Raw genomic sequence first — 24503 nt, 5'->3', positions numbered from 1 at the left:
TTTCGTAAGTAGGCTAGAACTAGCAATAAATTATATACGATGTTACCTACAGTTATTTATTTCCAAATTTTACTAATTCAGGTTTTATTATTATTAATTCACTTTTTCTTGGAAATTTTCCGTGTTCAAAAGTCAGTTCGACACTATTCTCTTTCTTTTCGAGCATTTTTATGTCAACATCATAAAAGTCCGAAATCACGAACGTTTTATTTTCATAACCTAATTCAGTCGGTTGAATTAAAATATGAATATCAGTTTTAGAATTTTCGGTTTCGATAGGTAAACTTTGTCCATTATAAAAAGTCATTACTCGTACAAAAAAGTCATTTCCATATTCCGATTTAACTTGGTCAAAATCACGCAAGACTGATTCAAATTCCGATTCAGACGTTTGAGTGATTTCAGATGTGTGTTTATAAACGAAAAAATTGTCTGATATGTCTAAAGTATCTTTAAAGTCCTTTTTATCGATTAATTTTTGTACTCCGATTTTTAATTTTTCCGCAACATTTATTTCAGAGTCAGTAGTTTCCACGAAGCGATAATAGTCAGAAGTTTGAGTGTTCTCAGTCCGCTTATTAATTTTTTCTAAATTCTCAATTTGACTTTGCAATTCCGAAATCCGATTTTCTTTTTCGTTAAGTTTTTTTGTTAATTTTTCCAATTCCGATGAAGTTTGTTTTGAATCGCAACTTGCAATTAAAATCAATGTTAAAATCAGTAACGGAATGTTCTTCATAATTGTAGGTAACGTTGTTGTGTATTAAAAGTTGCGATTTTGTGAACGAGGAATTTCCAGCGGAAATTCAGAAGTTTGCAAAAAAGCAACAAGTTTTAGTTTAGCTAAATATAGCAATTTTTTATACACGGTGTTAGGCACTGATGGTTATTTTTTCCAATAAAAATGTATCTGAATTAATTCTCATTTTATTAAAGATAATATTATTTTCACCATAATTTAAATTTATTTTTTTCATAGTTTGGTTTATATCATTTTCAGGTACCATACAACCAAATATTATTTCTGAAACATATTTTCTTTCAAATTCTATAAGTCCGTATGAATTAGTATTCTTACTTTGAGTAATAGCTCTAATCTCTTTTTCATAACTCCACCTTTCCGACTTTGTTGTTAACCAATATAAAATAACTTTTGTGGCTTCCGATTCTCCATCTAGTTTCTCGATTTTTTCCAGATATTTTATTGGGCAAAGAATAAATTTCCCTGGATATTGATGAGGGAAACTAAAACCAATACAAATTCCTCTATGTTTATCGGAATAATGAGACCACATTAGGGTTTCATCTGACTTTTCTGAGAAACAAGCTAATTTGTAATCCTTTTTCGTTTCTTTCATCTGAGAAGATATTGTATTGGGATTAGTTATTTTTTTAATTAGCCTTGTTCTTTCATTTCTAGTTAATTTTTGCTTTGAATCTTTAATTTGTTTTATAGCAGACTCTTTAGTGATTCTTAATTTTAACAAATCTTCATTACAATCAAAAGGGTCATTAAATTCATTCGGACTAGAAAATTTTAGATTATTATTTAAAATTATTTTTTCTACTCCAATTTCAAAATTTGAATAATGATATACAATATTAGTATTCAGAACTTTGAGAAGATCTTTTCTTATTATTCTATCTATTTCGTCTAATTCGATCATTGAATTTGTGCCTAACGTGATTGTGTATGGTTAGTTGCGTGGTTAAGCAACTAAGTTAGTAAACTTTAACGAACCCGTGAAAATTCCGCAGGAATTTTCGCAAGTAGGCTAGAACCTAGCAATTAATTATACACGTTGTTGCCACACGTTTTTTTATTTCCAATAACTTATTTTTCTCGTATCAACATAAATTGGAACGAATCCCTTTGAATTATTAAAATGTTCTTTCAATGATACATTTTTCTTAATCCAATTCCCATTCTTGTCAAATTCATAATCAAATTTCAATTCTCGGTTTAATTTTGAATCGTCGAATTCTTTTGAATTGATAGGATTATATAAAATATCAAATTCAGTTATGTTGTTTGTATGCTTTTTTAAATCCGCTGATATTGTATAGGAAGTTTGTTTAAAAATTCTTCCATCTTTCCATTCCGTTTCGCTTATCATTTCCATCCATTCTGTTTTATATGACGATTCTATTAGGTTGTTGTTATTGTCATATTTAAACAGATTAGTTGTCATTGATTTGTCATTCCCTTTTTCTTTTTGTGTAGAAGATATTATTTTATCATTATCGTCAAAAACGTATTCTAAATTAACTTCGGTTGTATCATTTCCTTTAATAGAAATTCGCTTTATTTGATAATCATTTTTTCCATAATAAAAAGTTGTTTTATGGTCAATTGTATCATTAACGAAGACACTCAATTCACTTGTGTTTTTGATAGTATCATATTCCGAAATTTGAATAATATTTGATTCGTTTGATTTGTTAATTGAAACACTTTTTATGAACTCTTGGTTTTTGTTATAATCAATATCATTGGTTTGTGTAAGTTCTCCATAATTATCGAAGTATTCTACTTTTTTCAATTCCCCAAAATCGGTGTATTCTTCTATTTTGTTCAGAACAGGTTTATCTTCATTTTCTATGTTCTGAAAAGTTGTTTTGTAATATTCAATTTTTTTAACTTTTCCATACAGATTGTTTCCTTGTAAAGCGTTTTTCGAATCTGAATAAATTGGCTGTAAATCAGTTCTCAATTCCGTTTTCTTTTGGCAGTTAAATAAAATAATTGACATTAAAGTCAGTAAGTAAATTTTTCTCAATGTTCTTATTTTCAAATGTGTGGCAACGTGTTTGTGTATGATAAGTGGCGTGTTTAAGCACCTAATTTAGCAAATAAAAACCAAATAGAAAATCCGCGAGGATTTTCGTAAGTAGGCGTGAACCAGCCATTAATTATACACGGTGTTAGCTGTAGTTTTTATTATTCCTAATTCTATATGTTCTTATTAAATTCTCTAATTTTTTAGGACTAATATTGAAATCATCAATTTTTATTTTTTCAAAACCATTTGAATAATCATAAATCATATAAAATTCCTTATTTTTTCCATAACCTTCTATAATAATCTCTTCATTTTTTATTTCACTCCAATTTTTGAATTCAGTAGTAGCTGTTTTTATTCCTTTATTATCTATTGTTATTTGTGGACTAAAATTAAAAACTTTTTTTATTTCCTTAAAACCAAAATATGTTCCAGATAAAACTAATAATGTTCCAATTATATAACTGTCTGATTTAAGAAGTAAATAAATTCCACCACCCAAAGCTATTAACATTATTAAAAATTCATAAGTATTTTTAATTTTCGAGTAATAAATAATTGATTTTTTAGAAACAGATTGATCTTCTTTAAAGACATCTTTTTTATCAAATTTTTTCTCCAAGACTTTCCATTGCAACTTGTCAGAGTTAGTTCTTATTTCAGTTTTATTAAACCAACTATCGTCATTCCACATTAAACCTTGTTCGATAGCTTTCTTTTTCAGTTCGTGAACATTTCTAACTTTATTAAATGCCCAAATTCGCCATTTCATAATCATAAAACTCCAAGTTAACCAAGCAAGTGTAAATCCAATTACAAAACTGACTCCAATTCCCCAATTAGGAATTAAATTTTCAGCTGAAAAATAAAATGCTAGAGCAGGAATTCCAAACATAGATATACAAACTGGAAGATTCACAATTAAGTGACCTCTGTTTATTGCTTTACTAATTGAAATTCTTTGTTCCATAAGGTTTCGAGTGGTTAATTACAGCTAACGTTGTTGTATAAGCTTTGTTGCGTTGTTTAACGCAGTGAATTTACTAAATAAAACACGAACGGCGAAATTCCGGAGGAATTTCCCAAGTGAGCCAAAACCAGCAATAAAGTTTATACGGTGTTGGCAACAGGCTTTTATTCAGACTCCTTAATTACTTTTGTAATTCCATTTATATATTCTTTAATTGCTTTCGGAAAAGTTTCAAATTTTGACTTTGCGTTTTTATCAATGATACAAATATCAGACATTAAAAGGCAAGTCATAATTGTAGCATATTCAGTTGTTGGTTCTGTATGTTTGTCAGATATAATTTTCCCACGAGTATCTTTAAATTCTGCTAAAGCAGGAAAATTCGAGTGAGAATGAATTGACGTATATTTATATAAGTTAACAAAACCTTTTTGTTTACAAACGTGTTTTACTAATTCAAGTATTTTTTTTGGTTTTATAAGGTCATTTTTAATTAAAAACTTCCAATTTGCACTTTTAAAATTAGGATTATAAATTTTTATAGATTGTTCAGAGTTTAATTTCTTAAAGAATTCAGATTGTTCTATTTGTTTTTGAGTGTTATTTATTAATTCATTGTCTTTTTTAAGTATTTCCTCCGCTTTTTCAAAATCAGATTTATCAATATCATATTTCCTTTTTTGATAAAGTCCATCAAGTTTCCAAATCAAAAAACGTAATTCTGTTTCTTGCTCAGATTTTGGTTCAACAAAAAGATTATGAAATGTCACATAAGTTTCTAATAATGCTCTAAAAGTTGTGTTTACAGTAAATAAATCATAACCATTTATTCTCTTTTTTTCGCCTGATTTTCTATGTTCAATAATTCCTTTTGATAAATGGAAGAATGAAGATGAATGTATTGCGAATTTGTCAATAAGTAGATTTGAAAAGCTCATCCAATCAGAAAGTTCAGTCTCTTTTCTTGCAGAATATAATTGCATTAAAGGACCTAAAAGTAATTTTTCATAAAAATCAAGAGTAGAATTATTTGAAGGATTTTCGTTCATTTTTTTCAGCTTGTTGCCAACGTTGTTGTGTATTAAAAGTTGCGATTTTGTGAACGAGGAATTTCCAGCGGAAATTCAGAAGTTTGCAAAAAAGCAACAAGTTTTAGTTTAGCTAAATATAGCAATTTTTTATACACGGTGTTGTAAAACGTTTTTTATTTAAATTTTCTATAGTTTTTTTCAGCTTTCTTTTTTTAATTATTTTATTCAGCATTTTTCTTATGTTATCTTAATTCTATTTCAATTTCTGATTCAAATTTTATTGGAATTTCGGGTTTATAATATGAATAAATTATTAATTTATTATTTTCGGCTTTAAAGATAATTTCTAAAAATTCTTTAAAAACATAATCTGAAATAGTTTCAGTTTCAAATTGGAATTTCTTTTTTTTTGATATTACAGTAGTTTGGTGATTTCCTGTTATTCCACAAGTTTTTCTTTTCAGATATAAAGACTCTCTTTTTTCGGGAAAGTAAATTCTTTCAATTTTATATTCAGGTTTAAAAGTTTCATCCAATTTTGTAAATTTACGTTCAACTCTCATTCCCAACCAAAGGAAAATTCCGATTATTATAAACGAAATAATAATTAAATATCTTTTTTCAAGGTCTATCTCGGGTTTTTTTTTTAATGTTTAACAAGTTGTTGTGGGCAATTAAAAAACCTACATATTTCAAAGTTCTTCGCCTTTAGTAACTCCTAATTCTTCAAGAGTGATACGAAGGTTCTTAAGTCCATCAACATTATATAACTTTCGCTTTTCCGGATCGTTTAAAATCTTATCTACATAATCAATAAGTGTTTCTTTTTTACCATCTATAATTTCATAGGTGTTCATATTAATGGAATAGTCGTCGCTTTCAGCTAAGTGATCAAAGTACACATAAGCGTGAAAAGCAATAGCTCTTTTAAAGAAATGCTCCCTTTTTCTAAATTTTTGTCTAGTGTCGTCACCGCAAATTAGTCTGTCATGATTCTTATTAAAGAAGTCTGAAATTTTTTGGGATCTCAGTGGGTCATCGGCTTCAACTCCTATTTCATTTATTATAGTCATTTCTAGAGCTTTAACCGGATTTGCCCCTCCCCAAGAAATATAACTTGCTCCACATATTTTATTAGCTAAATCGTTATTATCAGAGTTTATATTTAATTTTTCATTGGTTTTTTCGTCTACAGTTTGGGCGAAAGAGAAATTACTAATGAGTAATATTGACAAAAGAAGAATTGATTTAATAAAGTTTTTCATACGGTTGTTTCTTTAAAATGTATTAAATAATGTTTTTTTACTTGATGATAAAATTTCTTTTAATATTGTGTTTTAAATATGGTGCACAATGTTTTACAACGTTGTTTTGTATGGAAAGTTGCGATTTTGTGAACGAGGAATTTCCAGCGGAAATTCAGAAGTTTACAAAAAAGCAACAAGTTTTAAATTAAACTAAATTAAGCAATTTTTTATACAAGGTGTTGGCAATAGTTATTAGTTATATTCTTTTATGTTTATTAAAAACTTTTTTTCGTTCTTTTCTAATATGTCACCATATTCTATATCTGTATTTTCGTGCTTGAAGCTTAAACAAATTTTTTCTATATAATTCATATTAACTTTTGGATGGATTAGTTTAGAAAGTTCACAACCAATTTTAGTAAATGATAATACTTGGATATTTCTTTCTGGTGAATTCTGTTTTCTTTTTATTTTAAATCCTTTATTGCCATAAGTAATATAAATATTTTTATCATTGTTATTAGTTGGTTCAAAACTAATTACAAAACTGTTTTCACTTGAAATTAAACCTAATTCAACCATTAATAAACAATCATTAAACGTAATGCCAAATTCTTCTTTTATAAATTTTCCTTTGTCATTATTTATAATTACAGTATATTCATTAACTTTAATTTTTAATTCCGCAAATTTTGTAAATATTTCAGCTTCTTCTTTAGAAAGGTTTTTCAATACTTCTAAAGTTCGTTTAGAATAGGATTTTGGTTTTTTTGTTTCTCCTGCAAGAATTCTTCCCCACAAAGCCTGCATTTCCTCATCAGTAGTATCTTGGACTAAATTAAAAAATCTTTTAGACCAATCTTTATCTACAGGTTCTTCAGATATATTATCTTCATTTTTTAGCTGTTCAGCAGCAATTTCAACAACATTATCTATGCTCTTTTGTCTTTCAGTTTCGTTAAAAAGTAATCTTTCTTGAATTCTTAAATACGTTTCCGCTTCTAGTACTTTTCCTTCTGCAAGAGCTTTTGATTTAGCTTGTTCAATAATTCCAATTTCATAGGCTTTAGAATCTGCCTCTTTTCTGATTGCTCTAGGTTTGTATAAGGTTCCTATTCCTTTACTAATAACGTCAATTAGTTTTTCAAAGGGTTTTCCTTCTAATTTGATAAGGTTAATTTCAGGCATAGATTTTTTTTTTAATTATTGCCAACGTTGTTGTATAAGAAAAGTTGCGGTTTTGTCAGCGAGGAATTTCCGGAGGAAATTCAGAAGTTGGCAAAAATGCAACTGCCTTTGATTAAGCACTAATTTAGCAATTTTTTTTATACGGTGTTGGGCATAGTTTTTTTATTCCTCTTTTTTTTCCCTTTGTTCATAATATTCTCCAAATATTTCACCACATAAATAACCAGTTGCCATTGAAAATTTTAATCTTATCTCATAATCAGGATTAATAAAATCCTCACTTGCAATTTGACTAACAGAATTGACATATTCTTGAATTAGTTGTTCGTTAACGGTCAATGTATGTGCAATTCCGTTTCTTATTTTATTTAATAATCGAAGAGATTTTACTATTTCTAAAGTTCTACCACCAAATTTTCCAAAATGTTCAATCATTCCTATTTTTAGACTATGATTATATCTTTCTTTGAAAAAATTTGCGTCTAAACTATTTGATAAATTTTCTAGGTAACAGTTAATTGTAAATTCAGTAATTATATGTCCTTTAAGGATTAATAATTCTAAATCATAAATTTCCTTGAAATGATTTAGAAGAAGTTTTTTAAATTCTTCTAGATTATAATTTCTTATTTGTTCCATTTAATTTCGATAATTATTGCCAAATATTTTTAGGCGTTGTTTTTACTTTTCTAAAATAAATTTGAATGGGATTAGAATTTTTATTCTAACTTTTTTTCCGTTTTCAATTTCTGCTGGTTTCCAATCTGGAATTTTAGATATTACTTCATACGAAGCATAATCATAATTTTTTTCCAATTTTTCAACAATATTTATGTCAACTACTTTTCCAAGAGTGTCAATAATAAAAGTTGATTTTACTTTTCCTTCTATTTCCTTATAATCTCCTTTTGGAAGTTCTAAATTTCTCTGGATAAAAACAGTAAGCGAGTCAAAACCGCCTGGAAATTCAGCCATTTTTGTTAAGCTCGAAAATTTTATTTGTTCATTATTTTCTCCCAAAAGCTGATATTCCAAGTTTAGAGAGTTTTTAGATTCCACTTTTTTAAATTTCGCTTGAGTTAGTTCATTTTTACTTGCAGTATTTTTTTTCGTCACTTTTTTTTCCAAATTCATACAGGAACTTAGAAGTAAAAAAGTCAATATAATTCCTATTATTCTATTCAATTTCGGATTTTTCTTAAATTATGCCCAACGTGTTTGTATATGGTTTGTTGCGTGTTTCAAGCAACTAATTTAGTAAATAATTACCGACCAAGAAAGTCCGCGAGGACTTTCGTAAGTAGGCGAGAAGCCAGCAATAAATTATATACGGTGTTGTGTGTAGTACTTTATTTTTCCGTAAAATTCAATTCAATAATTTCTTTTTCAAACTCAAATATGAACCTCATTTCTTTGCTTGAATTTATATAGCCAAATCCTTCAATATCTCTATGTATGTATTTATTTTGTTCATTGTAGCTATAAGTATTCTTTTTAGGTTTTTTGTAGGTGGCAAATATTGAATTATTTGTTAAAACTCCATTTATTGAATGTTTTTCTTCTCCATTTTCCCAAGAAAATTCAATTGTATTATTGTTTTGGGAAATCGTAATTGGGATATCATCATCATTATACCATTGATTTGATATTTTAAAACTTATTTTTTTTGAAGTAAAAACTGCATTTCCAAAATGATTAAAAAATCTAAATTTTTTCTTTGCTTTTTTTAGAATTTTTTCTTCTTCCTCTTTTTCTTTATTTATTTTCGTTTTTATTAAAGAAGTGGCTTCAAAAACATTTTCGTGTGGATCTTCAAACTCCTCTGCTTTTTTTAAATATTCTTCAGCTTCTTGTACAAATCCAAGATGAATTAATTGATTAGCAATATTTGAAGCGGCTAAACTATTTTTTAATTCAAATGCCTTTTTATATTGTTCTGTAGATTTTACCTCTAGCCCAAGATTTCTATAAGTAACACCAATATTGTTTAATGCACTTTGAAATTTTGAATCAAAGCCTAAAAGCTTTTTATAAAATAAAAGGCTTAAATCTTTTAAATCTTGTTCTGTCTCGCTAAAATTATAAGCTGCATCAAATAATAAATAAGTGTTGTTAGGTGTTAATTCAAGTGCTTTTTGATATGCGATTGATTCTAATAATTTATTTTCAGTTTTTTTATAATAATTAGCTAATGCTCTATATAAGATTACTTTAGGTTGTTTTTCATTAATGTTATCTATGCTTTTTATGATTATTTTGAGCGACTCTTTTGTATTGTCATTTTCTAAATGATAATCTGAAATCCTAGAAACACAAAATGCTTTTTGTTGATTGTCGTTTGTTATTTCTAAAGCTTGAGTAGCTAGTTGAACTGATTTTTCATAATTGTTAGCTTGATTGTATATTAAACTTAAATAGAATAAACCGTGAGATTTTTTCTCGTTGTCGTTTTCAATTTTATCAGTAAACTCTTCTAATTCTCTAAAAGCAGAAGTATCACCATACTGATGCCTTAAATAATAACTACGTACAACTTCCTCTTTTTTTCGATTTGGACTCTCTATTTCAGCTAAAACTTTATCTAATAATTCACTCGCTTCTTTAAATTTCTTTTCACTTAGAGCATTGTGATATTGAATAAAAATATTTCCATTGTTTTCTAATTCTGATAATTCTTCATTGTCATCTTCTAAAGAATCTCCTTTGGGGATTACTTTTTCTTGATTAGTCGTTTCACTATCTTCTTTGTTTTCTTTGCGGTGCATTTCAAATTCAGTCTGCCCTCTTTTTACTCTAATTTGTGTAAAATTGCCTATGAATGACCAAATTGTTTTCCATTTAATAATGAAAACAACTATAAGAAATACCACTAATAAAAACTTCCATTGACTTCCAATCGTTTTAATTATTTCAATTGTATTCTGCTCCATTTATTTTTCTTTGGTTTTCTGTTTGGTATTACACACAACGTGTTTTTGTATGGAAAGTTGCGTTTTAAGTCGACGGCTATTTTCCGAAGGAAAATAGAGGTTGACAAAAAAGCAACAAACTTTACTTAGGCACTAATTTAGCAATTTTTTATACAAGGTGTTGTAAAATGCGTGTTTAATTTCCAATTAACAAGTTCTAAGATTCCTACTTCTATTCTTTCCTTTTTTGAGTTTCTGAGGAAATTCCGAAATTTTAATTTTTCAGCGTTTTCCCAGGCTTTTAATTCAGAATATTATGAAACACTTTTTTTACTTCTAGAAATCTCTCAGCCTTTATAAATTTTGCTTTAAAAAACGAATTTCTCCGACTTTTACACAATACTTTGCTCAATTATACAATTTTTAGTTTCAAACAGGATTTTAGTTTCAAGTTTTCAGATATTTTCAAACAAGCTAAATTATGCAAGTTTTTCCTTTTTTTTAGCGTTTTAAAACTCAGAACTTAAACAACTATTTAAATTTTTAAATTCCCAAAAACCAACAAAATTATTTCAAAATTTTGATTCGCGAGAGAGTGTTTCAAAACTAATTTTTTCAAACTTTTTTTTCGCCTTTTGAGTTTTCAGACTTTTAAAGCCAAATGTATTTTAAAATAACTTTTGTTCTTAAATTATACTTTCGCCCAGTTTTTTACAACGTTGTTGTGTAAGGAAAGTTGCGTGCTTTAAGCAATGAATTTAGTAAATAAAACACAAACCAAGAAAATCCGCGAGGATTTTCGCAAGTAGGTTTTTACTAGCAATTTTTTTTACACGTTGTTGGCTATAGTTTTTTTTCACTAATTCTATTTCCTTTGAAATCAAATTCATTTCCAAAATCATCTTTCCAAGTATATCCATTTTTACTTTTTCTGAATGACTTAGAATCAATTCCTTTTAACACTTCTGTATTATAAAATACAAATTTATCGTCTTTAGAAAAACTTAAACCCAATACTTTAAATGTTTTTGGATTTGCTTTTTCAATTATAAAATTATTGAAATAGACATTTCTAATATCTTTATAATAATTAAAGCTTATTTTAGAATGAGATTCATATAAAGTTTCAAAACTATTATAATCTATTTTAATTTTTTTTAAAGTTTTAGGATCTAAAGGCTCGTACTTTGTCCCAAAAGAGAAAATTATTGTATCTATTGAAACTACATTTTTAGAAATAGTACCAAACTTTTCATATTTTTCTATTTTTTCCGAAAATAAAGAAATTCTATTTTTTTTATTTTCTCCGACATAGTATAAAGTATCGTTAGATAAAATATATTTTTCATTGACTTTTTTAGGGGTACTTTCAATTTTAGAAATTGTAATTATTTTCCAACCTTTTAAATCAGAATAAAGATGCTCATTGTCATAAAAAAAATCTTCATTTATAAATTTTAAGCTATTATAATTGATATTCAATTTTTTTCCCTTGAAGTAATAATTGTTTTTATCTTTTGCCCAAGAATATTTACTTGATCTATTTTTTCGTAAATATTCAAATGTTTCAATATCAATACCTTCTATTGTAACAGGTTTTAGATAGTTAATTCCATATTCATAAACATTATTTTTGTCTTTTGGAATTCCATTTGAATCTAATTTAAAGGATGAGTAATCTATTTGACTTTGTTTTTGATATCCAAAATAGATTGATTTAGAATCCTTAGATATTTGTTCAGAAAGTATTTCAAATGTTTTGTAATCTGCTTCAGATTTATTGTATCCTAATTCAAACCAATTCCCATTAGGTGAATAATAAATATTATTATTTTTAATAAAATATGATTTTGATTTTTTTGCATCAAATAATTCGCCTTTTACACATGATAAAAAGCTAAAAACTAAAATTATTATGTAAAATTTCTTTTTCATTTGTATTATACTGATATAGGTTGACCTTTTTTTTTATTAATTTACCCGTTCAAACTATTTTTTTTAGCCGTTTAGAAGGCAAAAAAATAATTTGAACTAGCTTTTAGATTAAATTTTAAGTTCAGGTAAATTTACTTTATTTTTTCGATATGATTTGTATTTGATGTTAGGATTTAAATGTACGTCAGCAGGATTTCTTAAATCTAGGCTAAAATGCTTTCTCAAATTATTGTATATATCTACAGCTTGTTTTGTGATTTCTTGAGCAATAGCAGTGTTTTTAATACAGTTTCTAAGTCCATATTCATATTTTAAAGTTCTATTAATTCTCTCAGCGATTGCATTTTCGTAAGGATCATATTGTTCTGTCATACTCATTATCATTCCATTTTCTTCGGCAAATGCTGTGTATTTAGGATTACAGTATTGAAAACCTCTATCGGAATGATGAATTAGTTTTTCATTAGGATATTTTCTGTTTTTAATAGCCATAGCAAGAGCTTCTGTACAAAGAGATGTTTTCATGTTGTTATCTAATTTATAGCCCATAATTTGCTTGGAATAAGCATCTGTTACGATTGCTAGATAATTGTGTCCATTTTCTGTTTTAATGTATGTTATATCGGTTACCCAGAGTTGTTCTGGTCTATTAGGCACTTGGTCTTTAATCAGGTTTTTATATTTTCTAAATTGATGATTCGAATCTGTTGTTGTCACGTAATTTTTAAGCTTAGGGACGAGCAAATTATGGAGCCTTAAAAAGTCGTAAAATTTATCTCTTCCCATCTTTATGTTTTGTTTTATGAAGTCAGATTTTAGTTCATCATACAGCTTAATACCACCAGTTCTCATGCCTACTTTTTTGCGATAATCTAGTACCATTACAATAAGTTTATCATAATTTATTTGTTTGATTTCTTGCTCTTTACATCTTTTGTAGAAGGCTTGTTTACTAATCCCAAAACATTCATAGAACCACTTTCTTTTAAACGGTTTTTCTTTTTTAGCTCTATCTCTTTTACTAATGTTTTGGGCAGCGACTTTTTTGATAAATCGACTCCTGTAATGATTTCCATATCGGCAATAATATCTTGCTGAAAGTCTTTGATAAACTCAAGGGCTTCAATACGTTCCTTTAATTTTTTTATTTCGTTTATTTTGCTCATTCCTGTATTTTGTTGCACTAAAGTACTATATTTTTTAATCCAATAGCCAATGGTAGTTCTAGGAATGTCATATTTTTTAGAAGCGAAGTTGGTTGAGATCTGACCATTTTGAATTTGGTCAACGACTAATAATTTAAGCTCTAAAGTTACTTTTTCGTAAGTTTTTTTTCGGCAGTGTTCATTTTGTGTTTTCATAAGTGACTATAATTAAGTGTTTAATTTTTAGTCAACCTATTTCAGGAAAGTATAGTTTTTTAAATGCCACATAACGTGTTTGTGTATGGTTAGTTGCGTGGTTAAGCAACTAATTTAGTAAACTTTTACGAACCCGTGAAAATTCCGCAGGAATTTTCGCAAGTAGGCAAGAACAAAGCAATTAATTATACACGGTGTTGGCAATTGGCTTTATTCAATTCGTTTTTTTCTTCTTTCCATTGAATTTATACTTTCGTTCAAAAGTTGTTTTATTTTAATCAATCTCCTACCTGAACTTAATATGTTTTTCCTCCTCTGGTATCTTAACGCTTTTGTCTGTTCGTAGCTTTTACGGCATTCCATTAAGAGTTTTCAATAACAGGTAAAATTCTTTGGTCATCAGAGTTTTTATATGCAACAATTTCATTCATAAAAGGAATTATGATAGAGTTATAAAACACTTCCATATTTTGGTCATTTCCATTCTCCATTAATTTTCGCTGTTCAACTACAATATATTTATGTAGTATCGGCATTAGGGAATCGTCTTTACTAGGTTTTAAAAAAATGTAATGATTATATAATTGAGTTAAATTTTTTAAACTGCTATTCCAAATGTCCAAATATTTGTTTAAATCTATATGAGGCTTTTCATTTTCATCTTTATGTTTTTGAACAAAGTCTTCTATGTTATGCAAGCAGTTCTTAATATTTATAAAATCTTGCATTTTTTCTTTATTATTTCCTTGTCTGTCTATTACTAATATTTGAAACAAAGTTTTAAAGTTTAACTCTCTTAATTCAGTCATTTTTAATTCAGAGAATGTTGCTAAAGTCAAATTTTTATGAAACCAATTTTTAGTGTTTCGAGAAGTCTTTGAAATTGCATCAACTTGTTGGTCTATGAAGTATAATATTGATTTTAAATTATAAAAGAAATATTCTTCAGTTTCAAAGTTGTTTTGAATTCTGTTTTTTCTTTCTTCTTGTTTTTTCTTGTTAAGACCTTTGTTAAAAACCCAAACTGAAAATAATCCTCCAACCAATGCAGATATTAAAGGGATAATTATGTTTTGAAATATTTCCATTTATAAAAATTATATTCTCGGATTCTCGATTTTCAGCTTGTTGCCAACGGGTTAGAATATGAAAAGTAGCGTGTTTGAAAACGTACTTTTCAGATGTTTAAAATTAATATATTTTTGCGTTATAAATTTCATATTTACAATGATTTAGCTATTTTTTATATGCATTGTTGTACACAGTTATTTTTCAATTCAACATTTTTCCTTTGTTGTCAAATAATTTAAAACTTTTATATGAAGTTGATAAGAATGATTTCTCTTCTTTAGTCATTAATTCCTCGAATTTATAACCTGGTAATTCAAAATCCTTTGGAATTCCTAAAGTCAATAAGTTACCATTGCCTAATAAAATGAAGCGTACATATTTTCTATTCGGAAATGATATGTACAAAGAAATTGCATTGTTGAAATCCAGTGCAGAAGTTAATTCTTCTGGTATTTCTTCGGTTACCTTATTTCTATAGTTAGCAAATGATTTGTCGTTTGTGAATTTAACATACAATTTGTTTTCACTATTTTCATTAAGGATTTCTTGTAAAAAAGAATGACTTATAACACGAGATGTCAATTCATCTTTTTTATAAAGGAAGTTTTGAAAAGGTGTTATTTCCTCTCCAATAGCCATTGTCAAATCATAAATGATTTTTCCGTTTGAACCTTTCTCTATTAATTCTGCTTGCCAACAATCGCCACCATAACTGTAAGAGTAAATATTTGCTATTATTGAGGATTTAATTTCAAACTCGTCTAACTCATTTTTTTCTCGATAAAGTAAATCGTAAAGTTGCTTATTAGGATTTTCAATTCTTGACTTTATTTCATTAGGAAGTAAAGGAATTAGTTTTTCAATATTTTTATCTGCCTCATTCTTTTTGAGACTATCTTTCAAAAAATATTGATAACTTCTATAAGTGTTATAAAAATGAAGCTTATTAAACGCATCTATTGATTTGTCGCTAATAATATCAGAAATTGTTTTTTCAAAATAATGCTGATTTTCAGAATCTAAATTTGCATAAGCTTTAGCTATTTTACTACCATCAGAAAAATAGTGTTTTTGAACGGTGTCTTGAATTCTCAAATTAGAACCCAACAAGATTTTGTCAATATCTAAATCCAACTTTGCCAATTCTTCTATATAGGTATTTCTGGCGTTAGACGCAATATTACTATTGGCATTTCTTGTAACGTTATCATTCATAACATTAAGGAATGACTGTATAAACACTTCCCAATTTTGATTTTGAGCAGCAAGAGCTGCAATTCTTTTTTGTTGGATTACTGGACCATTATCAAAACTGCAAGAACCAACCTGTCGATTTTGTCGCATTAACTCTAAAGCTCTATTTTTAGAAATTAATTGAGATGTAAAATCTTCCAAATCTCCATTCGAAACTTTATTTTCTTCTGCATATGATAAGGCTTCTATTAAAAGCTTTTTAAAATGTTTATCCGTTTTATATAAGCTATCGGAAAACTTTTGCTTTTTTGATTGCCATTTGTCTAATTCTTTTCTGCGTGCAATAAAGTCTTGTTCTTTCCGATAAGGTGGTTTGTTAGTTTTAGTTTCATAATAACTTACCAAAGAGTCAATAATAGTTTTTTTATAGCTTCTTAACCCACTTGATTTTTCTTTGTTGTCATAGAAAATAGATGTCTCTGGTTTTACTATAATATCTGTATAGTGTATCCAATTTGTATATTTTTCAGGAATATTAATCGACTTAAATTTATTAATTAAATAAAACCCTTGAATGATTGAAGCATCTTTGTAATCGCTCCAAGTTTCTTTATGTATTGAATAGAGAAATTTAATGTTACTATTGTTTAAAGAATCGCTATATTTTATTTCAATTAAATGTCTTTGACTTTGACCTATTTCAAAAGATTTGACTTCAATTTTTTTTTCTTTCTTATAATTGAAACCTACATTTTTAATAATTAATAAATCTCTATCAATTTGAAGGGTTGGGTTTTCCTTAATCAGTTGTTCAAAATTTTCAGCATTGTCTAATGAATTTAGAAAATCATTTGGCTTGTTTGTAATTATTTTAAAGTAGTTTGCCGATGTATGTGGTAATGATTTATATGTTGGAGTTTCATTTCCATTAAATTCTTTCTCTAAAGATTTAATAATTGAATTTAGTTTAGGGATATCATTCTCATTCACAATATGATTTTGAGCATAAATATTATATGAAATTAAAGTTAATAGGAATGTGTAGAGTGTCTTTTTCATAATTGTGTACAACGTTGTTGTGTATTAAAAGTTGCGATTTTGTGAACGAGGAATTTCCTACGGAAATTCAGAAGTTTGCAAAAAAGCAACAAGTTTTAGTTTATGCTAAATATAGCAATTTTTTATACACGGTGTTAGGCAAAGTTTTATTCAATAACTCTAAATCCTCTATCATTATGTCTATTTTCAAAATATTCTTTAATATTCCAATTTTTAATTTCGCTCTTTTCTGATATTACCCAATTATTACATAAAAAACTACTTTTTAGAATAGTATCGTTCTCAAAAAAACCAAATTCTTTTTTAAGATGAAGTTCAAAATTTCCGTAAACATTTGAAGCAATTGAATAATTGAATTTTGAAATATTTATTTTATATTTTTCTATTGATAGTGAATCAAAATCAATTCCATTATATTCTTTTTCGGTCGATTTAGAATACAAATTTATACTTTCGACAGTACTATCTTTTAGTACAATAGTTAAAAACTTAAATTGTCCACTTATGGTTTTCAAATAGCCTAAATCTCCAATTTGTAAAAATCTATTTCTTTTCTTAAAACTTTCACTCAAAGTATCTAATTCCTTTTTTGTTGGAATAGCAGTTTTAAGTTGTATTTTTATTCTATTATCTTTCTTATACTTTTTACATTGACATAATGATACTATACTATCTTCTTTTATTGAATTTGATATTTTTAAATCCCCAAAGAAATTCTTTTTAACAAGTGTCGTGTCAACTTCAAAGCTGTTTTTAAATTCTTTTTTAGGATAAATTATTTCTTTTTTTTCTTCAATATTTATTACGTTTTCACTTTTATTCTGTTCGTTTTTTTGAACACAACTAAAAGTCAAAATTAGTATACTTAATAATATTTGAAGTTTCGGTTTCATAATTTTGCCTAACGTTGTTTTGTATGGAAAGTTGCGGTTTTGTGAACGAGGAATTTCCGGAGGAAATTCAGAAGTTTGCAAAAAAGCAACAGGCTTTAGTTTAAACCAAATATAGCAATTTTTTATACAAGGTGTTGGGCACTGTTTATTTAAATATTTTCCTAATCATTTCAATCGCATCTTCCTTTGTCCCTTCTAGAAGTCTAAGTTTTTGTAATTCAAGTTTTGTGGTATGCGGTCCTACAGTGTATAATGGTACATTTTTAAATTTATCTTTTCGAAGTTTATCAAATTTAATTTTTAACTTTCTTTCGTTATCATTTGTTGGTTGCATAAATTTATAACCGATTGAAATTTCTTCAATACAATTTTCATTAAAATGATATTTATTTTCAACTTGAGAAGGATTTTGAAATAATAATCTCCATTCACTCTCATAATTCCAGTTTTCTAGTTTTAAAATATATTGATAATATTTAGCAAAATTTGATTTTAAAGAAATAGATCTTGGCTCTTTTGAATAAATTACTTTTTTAAGTTTTGCAAATTCAAGATTTTTTTTGATTAAAAATTCAGGTTTAAATTTTAGACAAAATCCACGATATGAATTTGCATAATGACTCCATAATAATGGCTCAATTCCGTTTTCTGAAAAACTACAAATTCCAATTCCTGATATATCATTTAGACTTTCAACATATTCCAAGTCTTTAATTTCTTTTTGCTTTTCAATAATTAAATTTCTGTTACAGTCAAATGGGTCATTGAAATCTTTAGGATTACTTAAATAAACATAATTATTTTCCAATGAGTCTAAACTATATTCATTTAAAGAAAAATATTTAAATAAGTTTTTTGTTTCAGTTTTTTCAAGCTTTCCTTCTTTAAATACTTTCCAATCATTTTTGTCAAATAATATTTCAGTTTTTAAATCAATTACGATTTTTTCCATTTTTACTTTAAGTTTGTAATAGTGCCCAACGTTGTTGTATAAGCTTTGTTGCGTAGTTTAAGCAGTGAATTTACTAAATAAAACACGAACGGCGAAATTCCGGAGGAATTTCCCAAGTGAGCCAAAACCAGCAGTAAAGTTTATACGGTGTTGTAAAACGTTTTTTATTCAATTAGTTTTTCAATTTTTTCTAAATGTATTTTTCCGTCAAAAACTGTATCTGTAATTTTTCCTTTTTTATTAGCTAAAAGATAATGAGGGAAAGTTGTTCTTTCATTCAAATCAATTATTTCAGTTTTTAAATAACTTTTATAATGATTATAATTTTCAAAGTTTATGTGAATTCCATTTAAATTGAGATTATTCATTTTTATAAACCATTTCTTATAATTTTCACCTTCAAGACCGTTTGAAATAAAAATAATATTAATATTTTCATTCTTAAATTTTTCAAACATTTCATTTAAAACTATTTTGTCAGACTTCAGTCTTTTTTCAGACAATTGAGTGTTAAAGTAAATAAAGGATGGTTTATTTATTAATTCAGGAATTTTCAGTAATTCAGAATAAGTTTTTATTTTGGAAGAGTCAATTTCAATAACTTTTATTCCAGTTTCATTTTTTATATTTTTCAAATAATAAAATTCGATGCTTTCTTTAGAATTCCAAATTATTAATATAACAATAAAAAGAATGTAATATTTCGTTTTCAGCTTTCTTTTCGGCATTTTTGGTTAATGTTTTACAACGTGTTTGGCTAGGAAACGTAGCGTTTAGACTAGCAATTACTTTTCAGATTAAAATTACACAAAATAAATAAAACACAGACATTGGGAAAGCACAAACTTAGCTATGTTTTTTAGCCGGTGTTGGCTAAAGTACTTTGTTTGTCAGAATCGTATATAATTTATGATTGATATAATAATTCCCTGTTCCTAACTTTTGTTTTATTAAAATTCCGTCTTTTGCTAACTTATTCAAATAATTTCCAGCAGTTATTCTGGATACACCTAAATCTTTTTCTATAAATTCAATTTTAGTGTATGGATGTTGGAATAAATTATTCAATAAATCTTGACTATAAAATTTATAATTATCTCTTATTAAGTGTTTGTATTCAAGCATTAAAACTTGAATTTCTTTAATTGTAGAGATTGTTTGTTTTGATGTTTGCTCTACAGCTTGAATAATATATAATAACCAATTTTCCCAATTCCCAGTTTCTCTAACTTCTTGTAATAGTTCGTAATATTTAGCTTTATTTTCTATAATATATCTACTAAGATAGAGTATAGGTAAATCCAATAAATCTTTCATTACAAGATATAGTACATTTATAATTCTACCAGTTCTTCCGTTTCCATCATAGAAAGGATGAATACTTTCAAATTGAAAATGAATGATTGCCATTTTTACAATAGGATCAAATTCTGACAAACTATCATCGTTAGTAAATTGTTCAAGATTAGTCATTAATTCTTTAATTGTTTCATAATCTTGAGGAGGGGTATAAACAACTTCTCCTGTAGTTGCATTTTTCAAAGCAGTACCAGGAACTTTTCTAAATCCCGCATTATTTTTTTCAAGTTCAGCTTGAATTTCAATAATGTTATTGTTGGTTAATATATTTCTTTTGGAAATTAATGAATAACCAATTTTTAATGCTGAAATGTAATTTTGTACTTCCTTAGCATCTAATGATTTTAAACCGTCAAGATTTAACTCAGCTTTGTAAAGGTCATCGTGTGTTGTAATGATATTTTCAATTTCAGAACTATCCTTAGCTTCTTGAAGTCCTAAAGTATTTATTAAAATATGTTCATTAGGAATACTAGAAACTAAACCTTTTAATTCAGCTAAAGCTCTATGTGCTTCATTAAGTTTCTTTAAAATATTTTTAGTTTCAATATCTTTTGTAAGTGGTAATTTTTCTAGTTTGAAATTATTCATAGTGATAAGAAAATCTATTTTTCTATACAAAGATAATTCTTTTGATAAGAAAATTGACTTTTCTTTACATATAAAAAATATATGATAAGATTTTTAAAAATTCTTTACATTCAATTTTTTCAGCGTGCTACGGTATTTTTGCCAACGTTGTTGTATAAGGAAAGTTGCGGTTTTGTCAGCGAGGAATTTCCGAAGGAAATTCAGAAGTTGATAAAAATGCAACAACCTTTGGTTAAGCACTAATTTAGCAATTTTTTTTATACGGTGTTGCCCACAGTTATTTTTTTCGTTTTTTCCATTCAGAAATCGCTTTTTCAAAGAATTCATCTATTTTTTCAGGCTTTCCGTCCACGTAAACTTTAAATTCCGAACTATTTTTTTTTATGACTTTTATATAAGAGGCATAAGTCAGAGCTTCGGATAAATCTGTTGTTATCAAAGTGTCAATTTCAATAAATTTGGCAGAGTTAATTTGATTATTCTCTTTTCGGTTTTCAACCCAATAAGACGCAAGTCTATTTTCCGACAAAAAATTCCCACTCATTCGATTTCCACCTTGAGAGGAAAAAAGTATTATTTTCTCATTTTCATTTAATAAACCTAAATCACGAATGTATTTTAAATCTGATTTTGATAATTCGTTTCCTTTTTTAATTCCGTTTTCACACGAAACCAAAAAAAGTAATAAAATTAAAATTATATGATTCAGTTTGTTGATTTTCATTTAATTGTGGGCAACGTTGTTGTATAAGCTTTGTTGCGTGGTTTAAGCAGTGAATTTAGTAAATAAAACACGAACGGCGAAATTCCGGAGGAATTTCCCAAGTGAGCTAAAACTAGCAATAAAGTTTATACGGTGTTGCCAACAGTACTTATTTCCACAATTCAAATTTTCCTTTTTTAAATATAAATATTTTATCAGAAACTAAATGGTCTCCATTCTCATTAATTTCTCCAATTGAATTCTCTAATTTTTCAATATTCTCTTTTTCATTTGTTCCCGTAATTATTAAAATGTCTCTTGCTGGAATTCCAATTATTAATTCACCATCTACTGGGAAGTTTTCTTTATTCCAAATATCAAATAATAATAAACTTGTTTCATAATCTCCTCCTGCAGTTAACATAAAATAACCATTTTCTCCGTGACTTTCCATTTTTGAAACTATAGAATTCAGGTTTTCAATTGCTTTTTCTTTTAGTTTTTCAATTCCTATGTTCAGTTGCTCAATTCTTTCTTTTGTTAAATAACTTATTGAGTGATCCTTATCTTCTGCATAAAATATATACAATTCCGAATTGTACTTTTCATAAACGTGAGTATTCTCAAAATTTTCAACAAGTTTTGAGCTTTCTATTAAATATCTTTTGTCTTTTATTATAGGAACAATTCTTTCCAATTTAACAGGTTCTTCTGGAAGAAAAAGTTCTTTTGAGGCTAATGTATATTTTTTAATTATTTTTTTTAAATCTTTCGGTTCGTTTTTATATTCAGCGTATGAATTGTCTAAAAAATGTCGGTAATTATCTGAACCTTTTAGTTTGGTTGTAACTTCCAAACCATTAATTGAAACTAATACTAATCCTTTAACTTTCCGTTTTAATTCAGCGAAAAATTTCTCCGAAAATTCAGATTCTGATAAGTTCGACTTTGATTTAAATAAGGAAAACATAAATATTATCGATTCGTTTTGTATTATACTGATATAGGTTGACCTTTTTTTTTATTAATTTACCCGTTCAAACTATTTTTTTTAGCCGTTTAGAAGGCAAAAAAATAATTTGAACTAGCTTTTAGATTAAATTTTAAGTTCAGGTAAATTTACTTTATTTTTTCGATATGATTTGTATTTGATGTTAGGATTTAAATGTACGTCAGCAGGATTTCTTAAATCTAGGCTAAAATGCTTTCTCAAATTATTGTATATATCTACAGCTTGTTTTGTGATTTCTTGAGCAATAGCAGTGTTTTTAATACAGTTTCTAAGTCCATATTCATATTTTAAAGTTCTATTAATTCTCTCAGCGATTGCATTTTCGTAAGGATCATATTGTTCTGTCATACTCATTATCATTCCATTTTCTTCGGCAAATGCTGTGTATTTAGGATTACAGTATTGAAAACCTCTATCGGAATGATGAATTAGTTTTTCATTAGGATATTTTCTGTTTTTAATAGCCATAGCAAGAGCTTCTGTACAAAGAGATGTTTTCATGTTGTTATCTAATTTATAGCCCATAATTTGCTTGGAATAAGCATCTGTTACGATTGCTAGATAATTGTGTCCATTTTCTGTTTTAATGTATGTTATATCGGTTACCCAGAGTTGTTCTGGTCTATTAGGCACTTGGTCTTTAATCAGGTTTTTATATTTTCTAAATTGATGATTCGAATCTGTTGTTGTCACGTAATTTTTAAGCTTAGGGACGAGCAAATTATGGAGCCTTAAAAAGTCGTAAAATTTATCTCTTCCCATCTTTATGTTTTGTTTTATGAAGTCAGATTTTAGTTCATCATACAGCTTAATACCACCAGTTCTCATGCCTACTTTTTTGCGATAATCTAGTACCATTACAATAAGTTTATCATAATTTATTTGTTTGATTTCTTGCTCTTTACATCTTTTGTAGAAGGCTTGTTTACTAATCCCAAAACATTCATAGAACCACTTTCTTTTAAACGGTTTTTCTTTTTTAGCTCTATCTCTTTTACTAATGTTTTGGGCAGCGACTTTTTTGATAAATCGACTCCTGTAATGATTTCCATATCGGCAATAATATCTTGCTGAAAGTCTTTGATAAACTCAAGGGCTTCAATACGTTCCTTTAATTTTTTTATTTCGTTTATTTTGCTCATTCCTGTATTTTGTTGCACTAAAGTACTATATTTTTTAATCCAATAGCCAATGGTAGTTCTAGGAATGTCATATTTTTTAGAAGCGAAGTTGGTTGAGATCTGACCATTTTGAATTTGGTCAACGACTAATAATTTAAGCTCTAAAGTTACTTTTTCGTAAGTTTTTTTTCGGCAGTGTTCATTTTGTGTTTTCATAAGTGACTATAATTAAGTGTTTAATTTTTAGTCAACCTATTTCAGGAAAGTATATTTTTCAAATTGGTTACAACGGTTTTGTGTATGGTTAGTTGCGTGGTTAAGCACGTAATTTAGCAAATAAAAACCGAATAGAAAATCCGCGAGGATTTTCGTAAGTAAGCACGAACCAAGCAATTAATTATACACGGTGTTGTAAAATCGTACTTTATATCAGACTTCGATTGAAATGTTAACTTTTCCACCAAGTCCTTTTTCTACGATGTCAAATAAGGTTTTTAAAGTCAGATTACTGCCATTATTTTCTACACGAGAAATGTAAGTTCGTTTTTTGTCAATCAATTCGCCAAGTTGTTCTTGAGTCAGATTTTTTTCCTCACGTGCATTTCGTAAAAGCAAACCGATTTTAAACGATTCAAAATCTCTGTCGAGTTCGTCTCTGCGTTCAGTTCCTTTTTTTCCGTAAACTGTGTCTTTTATGTCTTTCCAACTTTTAGTTTCCATTGCTTTTGTTTTTTTCTTCGTAATACTCTTTCATTAATCGAACAGCTTTGTCGATTTCTTTTTTCGGTGTTTTCTGTGTCTTTTTAGTAAATCCGTTCAAGAGTATAACTAATTTACCTTTATCGAAGAAGCAAAAAACTCGCCAAATATTCGAACCTAATTTTATTCGAGCCTCAAATAATCCTTTGTGAGTTTTCATTGGTGCTAAATACGTTTTCGGCACGTGCTGATAAGTTTCGATTATTTCAATGACCTTAAATATTTTGTCCTGAACCTTTTTCGGTTGAGCAAGTAGAAACTCCTCGAAATAATTTTTGTATTGTATTACTTGCCTAACTTTTTCCATTCCGACAAAGGTAACTTAAAAGTTACTATTTTCAAAATATTTCAAAAGTTTAATTCGA

General features: G+C 27.4%; 26 protein-coding genes. All 26 read right to left on the bottom strand.

Annotation, left to right across the window (positions count from 1 at the left end):
• Nucleotides 1-52 precede the first annotated feature (52 nt).
• The 26 genes from BLT70_RS09825 to BLT70_RS09700 all read right to left on the bottom strand — a co-directional run bounded on the left by BLT70_RS09825 (nucleotide 53) and on the right by BLT70_RS09700 (nucleotide 24445).
• Nucleotides 53-739, bottom strand: a complete 687-nt coding sequence (locus BLT70_RS09825) for a hypothetical protein (RefSeq protein ID WP_091893969.1) — start codon at nucleotides 737-739, stop codon at nucleotides 53-55.
• Nucleotides 740-872: 133 nt separating this feature from the next.
• Nucleotides 873-1667, bottom strand: coding sequence for a DUF2971 domain-containing protein (locus BLT70_RS09820; protein ID WP_091893967.1), 795 nt, complete (start codon nucleotides 1665-1667; stop codon nucleotides 873-875).
• 153 nt (nucleotides 1668-1820) lie between these two features.
• The gene (locus BLT70_RS09815) at nucleotides 1821-2780 is read right to left on the bottom strand and encodes a hypothetical protein (protein ID WP_157691878.1); all 960 of its coding nucleotides are present in this window, start codon (nucleotides 2778-2780) and stop codon (nucleotides 1821-1823) included.
• 145 nt (nucleotides 2781-2925) lie between these two features.
• The gene (locus BLT70_RS09810; protein WP_091893963.1) at nucleotides 2926-3753 is read right to left on the bottom strand and encodes a hypothetical protein; all 828 of its coding nucleotides are present in this window, start codon (nucleotides 3751-3753) and stop codon (nucleotides 2926-2928) included.
• 164 nt (nucleotides 3754-3917) lie between these two features.
• Nucleotides 3918-4802, bottom strand: a complete 885-nt coding sequence (locus tag BLT70_RS09805) for a DUF5677 domain-containing protein (protein WP_091893961.1) — start codon at nucleotides 4800-4802, stop codon at nucleotides 3918-3920.
• A gap of 224 nt (nucleotides 4803-5026) precedes the next feature.
• Nucleotides 5027-5320 carry a hypothetical protein gene (locus BLT70_RS09800; protein ID WP_157691877.1) on the bottom strand — a complete coding sequence of 98 codons (294 nt, stop codon included), beginning with the start codon at nucleotides 5318-5320 and terminating at the stop codon, nucleotides 5027-5029.
• 156 nt (nucleotides 5321-5476) lie between these two features.
• Nucleotides 5477-6049 (bottom strand): hypothetical protein, encoded by a 573-nt coding sequence (locus tag BLT70_RS09795; protein WP_091893957.1) that lies wholly within the window; start codon nucleotides 6047-6049, stop codon nucleotides 5477-5479.
• Nucleotides 6050-6283: 234 nt separating this feature from the next.
• Nucleotides 6284-7219, bottom strand: coding sequence for a DUF2806 domain-containing protein (locus BLT70_RS09790; RefSeq protein WP_091893910.1), 936 nt, complete (start codon nucleotides 7217-7219; stop codon nucleotides 6284-6286).
• Nucleotides 7220-7381: 162 nt separating this feature from the next.
• Entirely contained in the window at nucleotides 7382-7858 is a 477-nt protein-coding gene (locus BLT70_RS09785) for a hypothetical protein (protein WP_091893955.1), read from the bottom strand.
• A 42-nt stretch (nucleotides 7859-7900) separates the two neighbouring features.
• Entirely contained in the window at nucleotides 7901-8353 is a 453-nt protein-coding gene (locus BLT70_RS09780; protein WP_091893953.1) for an energy transducer TonB, read from the bottom strand.
• A gap of 215 nt (nucleotides 8354-8568) precedes the next feature.
• Nucleotides 8569-10149 (bottom strand): hypothetical protein, encoded by a 1581-nt coding sequence (locus BLT70_RS09775; protein WP_091893951.1) that lies wholly within the window; start codon nucleotides 10147-10149, stop codon nucleotides 8569-8571.
• A gap of 822 nt (nucleotides 10150-10971) precedes the next feature.
• Nucleotides 10972-12063, bottom strand: a complete 1092-nt coding sequence (locus BLT70_RS09770; RefSeq protein WP_091893949.1) for a DKNYY domain-containing protein — start codon at nucleotides 12061-12063, stop codon at nucleotides 10972-10974.
• Nucleotides 12064-12171: 108 nt separating this feature from the next.
• The gene (locus tag BLT70_RS09765; protein ID WP_231962852.1) at nucleotides 12172-13020 is read right to left on the bottom strand and encodes an IS3 family transposase; all 849 of its coding nucleotides are present in this window, start codon (nucleotides 13018-13020) and stop codon (nucleotides 12172-12174) included.
• Nucleotides 12966-13424 carry a helix-turn-helix domain-containing protein gene (locus BLT70_RS09760; RefSeq protein WP_091893387.1) on the bottom strand — a complete coding sequence of 153 codons (459 nt, stop codon included), beginning with the start codon at nucleotides 13422-13424 and terminating at the stop codon, nucleotides 12966-12968. Before BLT70_RS09760 ends, BLT70_RS09765 begins: the two co-directional genes overlap by 55 nt.
• Nucleotides 13425-13786: 362 nt before the next feature.
• Nucleotides 13787-14512, bottom strand: coding sequence for a hypothetical protein (locus BLT70_RS09755; protein ID WP_091893947.1), 726 nt, complete (start codon nucleotides 14510-14512; stop codon nucleotides 13787-13789).
• Nucleotides 14513-14696: 184 nt separating this feature from the next.
• Nucleotides 14697-16748, bottom strand: a complete 2052-nt coding sequence (locus BLT70_RS09750) for a hypothetical protein (protein WP_157691876.1) — start codon at nucleotides 16746-16748, stop codon at nucleotides 14697-14699.
• 146 nt (nucleotides 16749-16894) lie between these two features.
• Nucleotides 16895-17722: a hypothetical protein gene (locus BLT70_RS09745; RefSeq protein WP_091893943.1), complete on the bottom strand. Its 828-nt coding sequence runs from the start codon at nucleotides 17720-17722 to the stop codon at nucleotides 16895-16897.
• A gap of 64 nt (nucleotides 17723-17786) precedes the next feature.
• Nucleotides 17787-18593 carry a DUF2971 domain-containing protein gene (locus tag BLT70_RS09740; RefSeq protein ID WP_091893941.1) on the bottom strand — a complete coding sequence of 269 codons (807 nt, stop codon included), beginning with the start codon at nucleotides 18591-18593 and terminating at the stop codon, nucleotides 17787-17789.
• Between the two features lie 164 nt (nucleotides 18594-18757).
• The gene (locus BLT70_RS09735; protein ID WP_157691875.1) at nucleotides 18758-19228 is read right to left on the bottom strand and encodes a hypothetical protein; all 471 of its coding nucleotides are present in this window, start codon (nucleotides 19226-19228) and stop codon (nucleotides 18758-18760) included.
• A 238-nt stretch (nucleotides 19229-19466) separates the two neighbouring features.
• Nucleotides 19467-20543: a Fic family protein gene (locus BLT70_RS09730; protein WP_091893937.1), complete on the bottom strand. Its 1077-nt coding sequence runs from the start codon at nucleotides 20541-20543 to the stop codon at nucleotides 19467-19469.
• Nucleotides 20544-20820: 277 nt separating this feature from the next.
• Complete coding sequence (locus BLT70_RS09725; protein WP_091893935.1) at nucleotides 20821-21267, bottom strand: hypothetical protein; 447 nt, start codon at nucleotides 21265-21267, stop codon at nucleotides 20821-20823.
• 148 nt (nucleotides 21268-21415) lie between these two features.
• On the bottom strand, nucleotides 21416-22102 hold the full coding sequence (locus BLT70_RS09720) for a DUF1444 family protein (RefSeq protein WP_157691874.1): 687 nt from the start codon (nucleotides 22100-22102) through the stop codon (nucleotides 21416-21418).
• A gap of 240 nt (nucleotides 22103-22342) precedes the next feature.
• The gene (locus BLT70_RS09715) at nucleotides 22343-23191 is read right to left on the bottom strand and encodes an IS3 family transposase (RefSeq protein ID WP_231962852.1); all 849 of its coding nucleotides are present in this window, start codon (nucleotides 23189-23191) and stop codon (nucleotides 22343-22345) included.
• A complete protein-coding gene (locus BLT70_RS09710; RefSeq protein ID WP_091893387.1) occupies nucleotides 23137-23595 on the bottom strand; it encodes a helix-turn-helix domain-containing protein in 459 nt (152 codons plus the stop codon). The genes BLT70_RS09715 and BLT70_RS09710 overlap by 55 nt, the downstream gene beginning before the upstream one ends.
• 213 nt (nucleotides 23596-23808) lie before the next feature.
• The gene (locus BLT70_RS09705) at nucleotides 23809-24099 is read right to left on the bottom strand and encodes a helix-turn-helix domain-containing protein (protein WP_042247315.1); all 291 of its coding nucleotides are present in this window, start codon (nucleotides 24097-24099) and stop codon (nucleotides 23809-23811) included.
• The gene (locus BLT70_RS09700; protein WP_091893931.1) at nucleotides 24089-24445 is read right to left on the bottom strand and encodes a type II toxin-antitoxin system RelE/ParE family toxin; all 357 of its coding nucleotides are present in this window, start codon (nucleotides 24443-24445) and stop codon (nucleotides 24089-24091) included. Before BLT70_RS09700 ends, BLT70_RS09705 begins: the two co-directional genes overlap by 11 nt.
• Between the last annotated feature and the right edge of the window lie 58 nt (nucleotides 24446-24503).

The sequence above is a fragment of the Polaribacter sp. KT25b genome, from assembly GCF_900105145.1.
Taxonomy (GTDB): Bacteria; Bacteroidota; Bacteroidia; order Flavobacteriales; family Flavobacteriaceae; genus Polaribacter.
The sequence above is the reverse complement of the archived record's forward strand: the minus strand, read 5'-3'. Positions and strand labels throughout refer to the sequence as shown.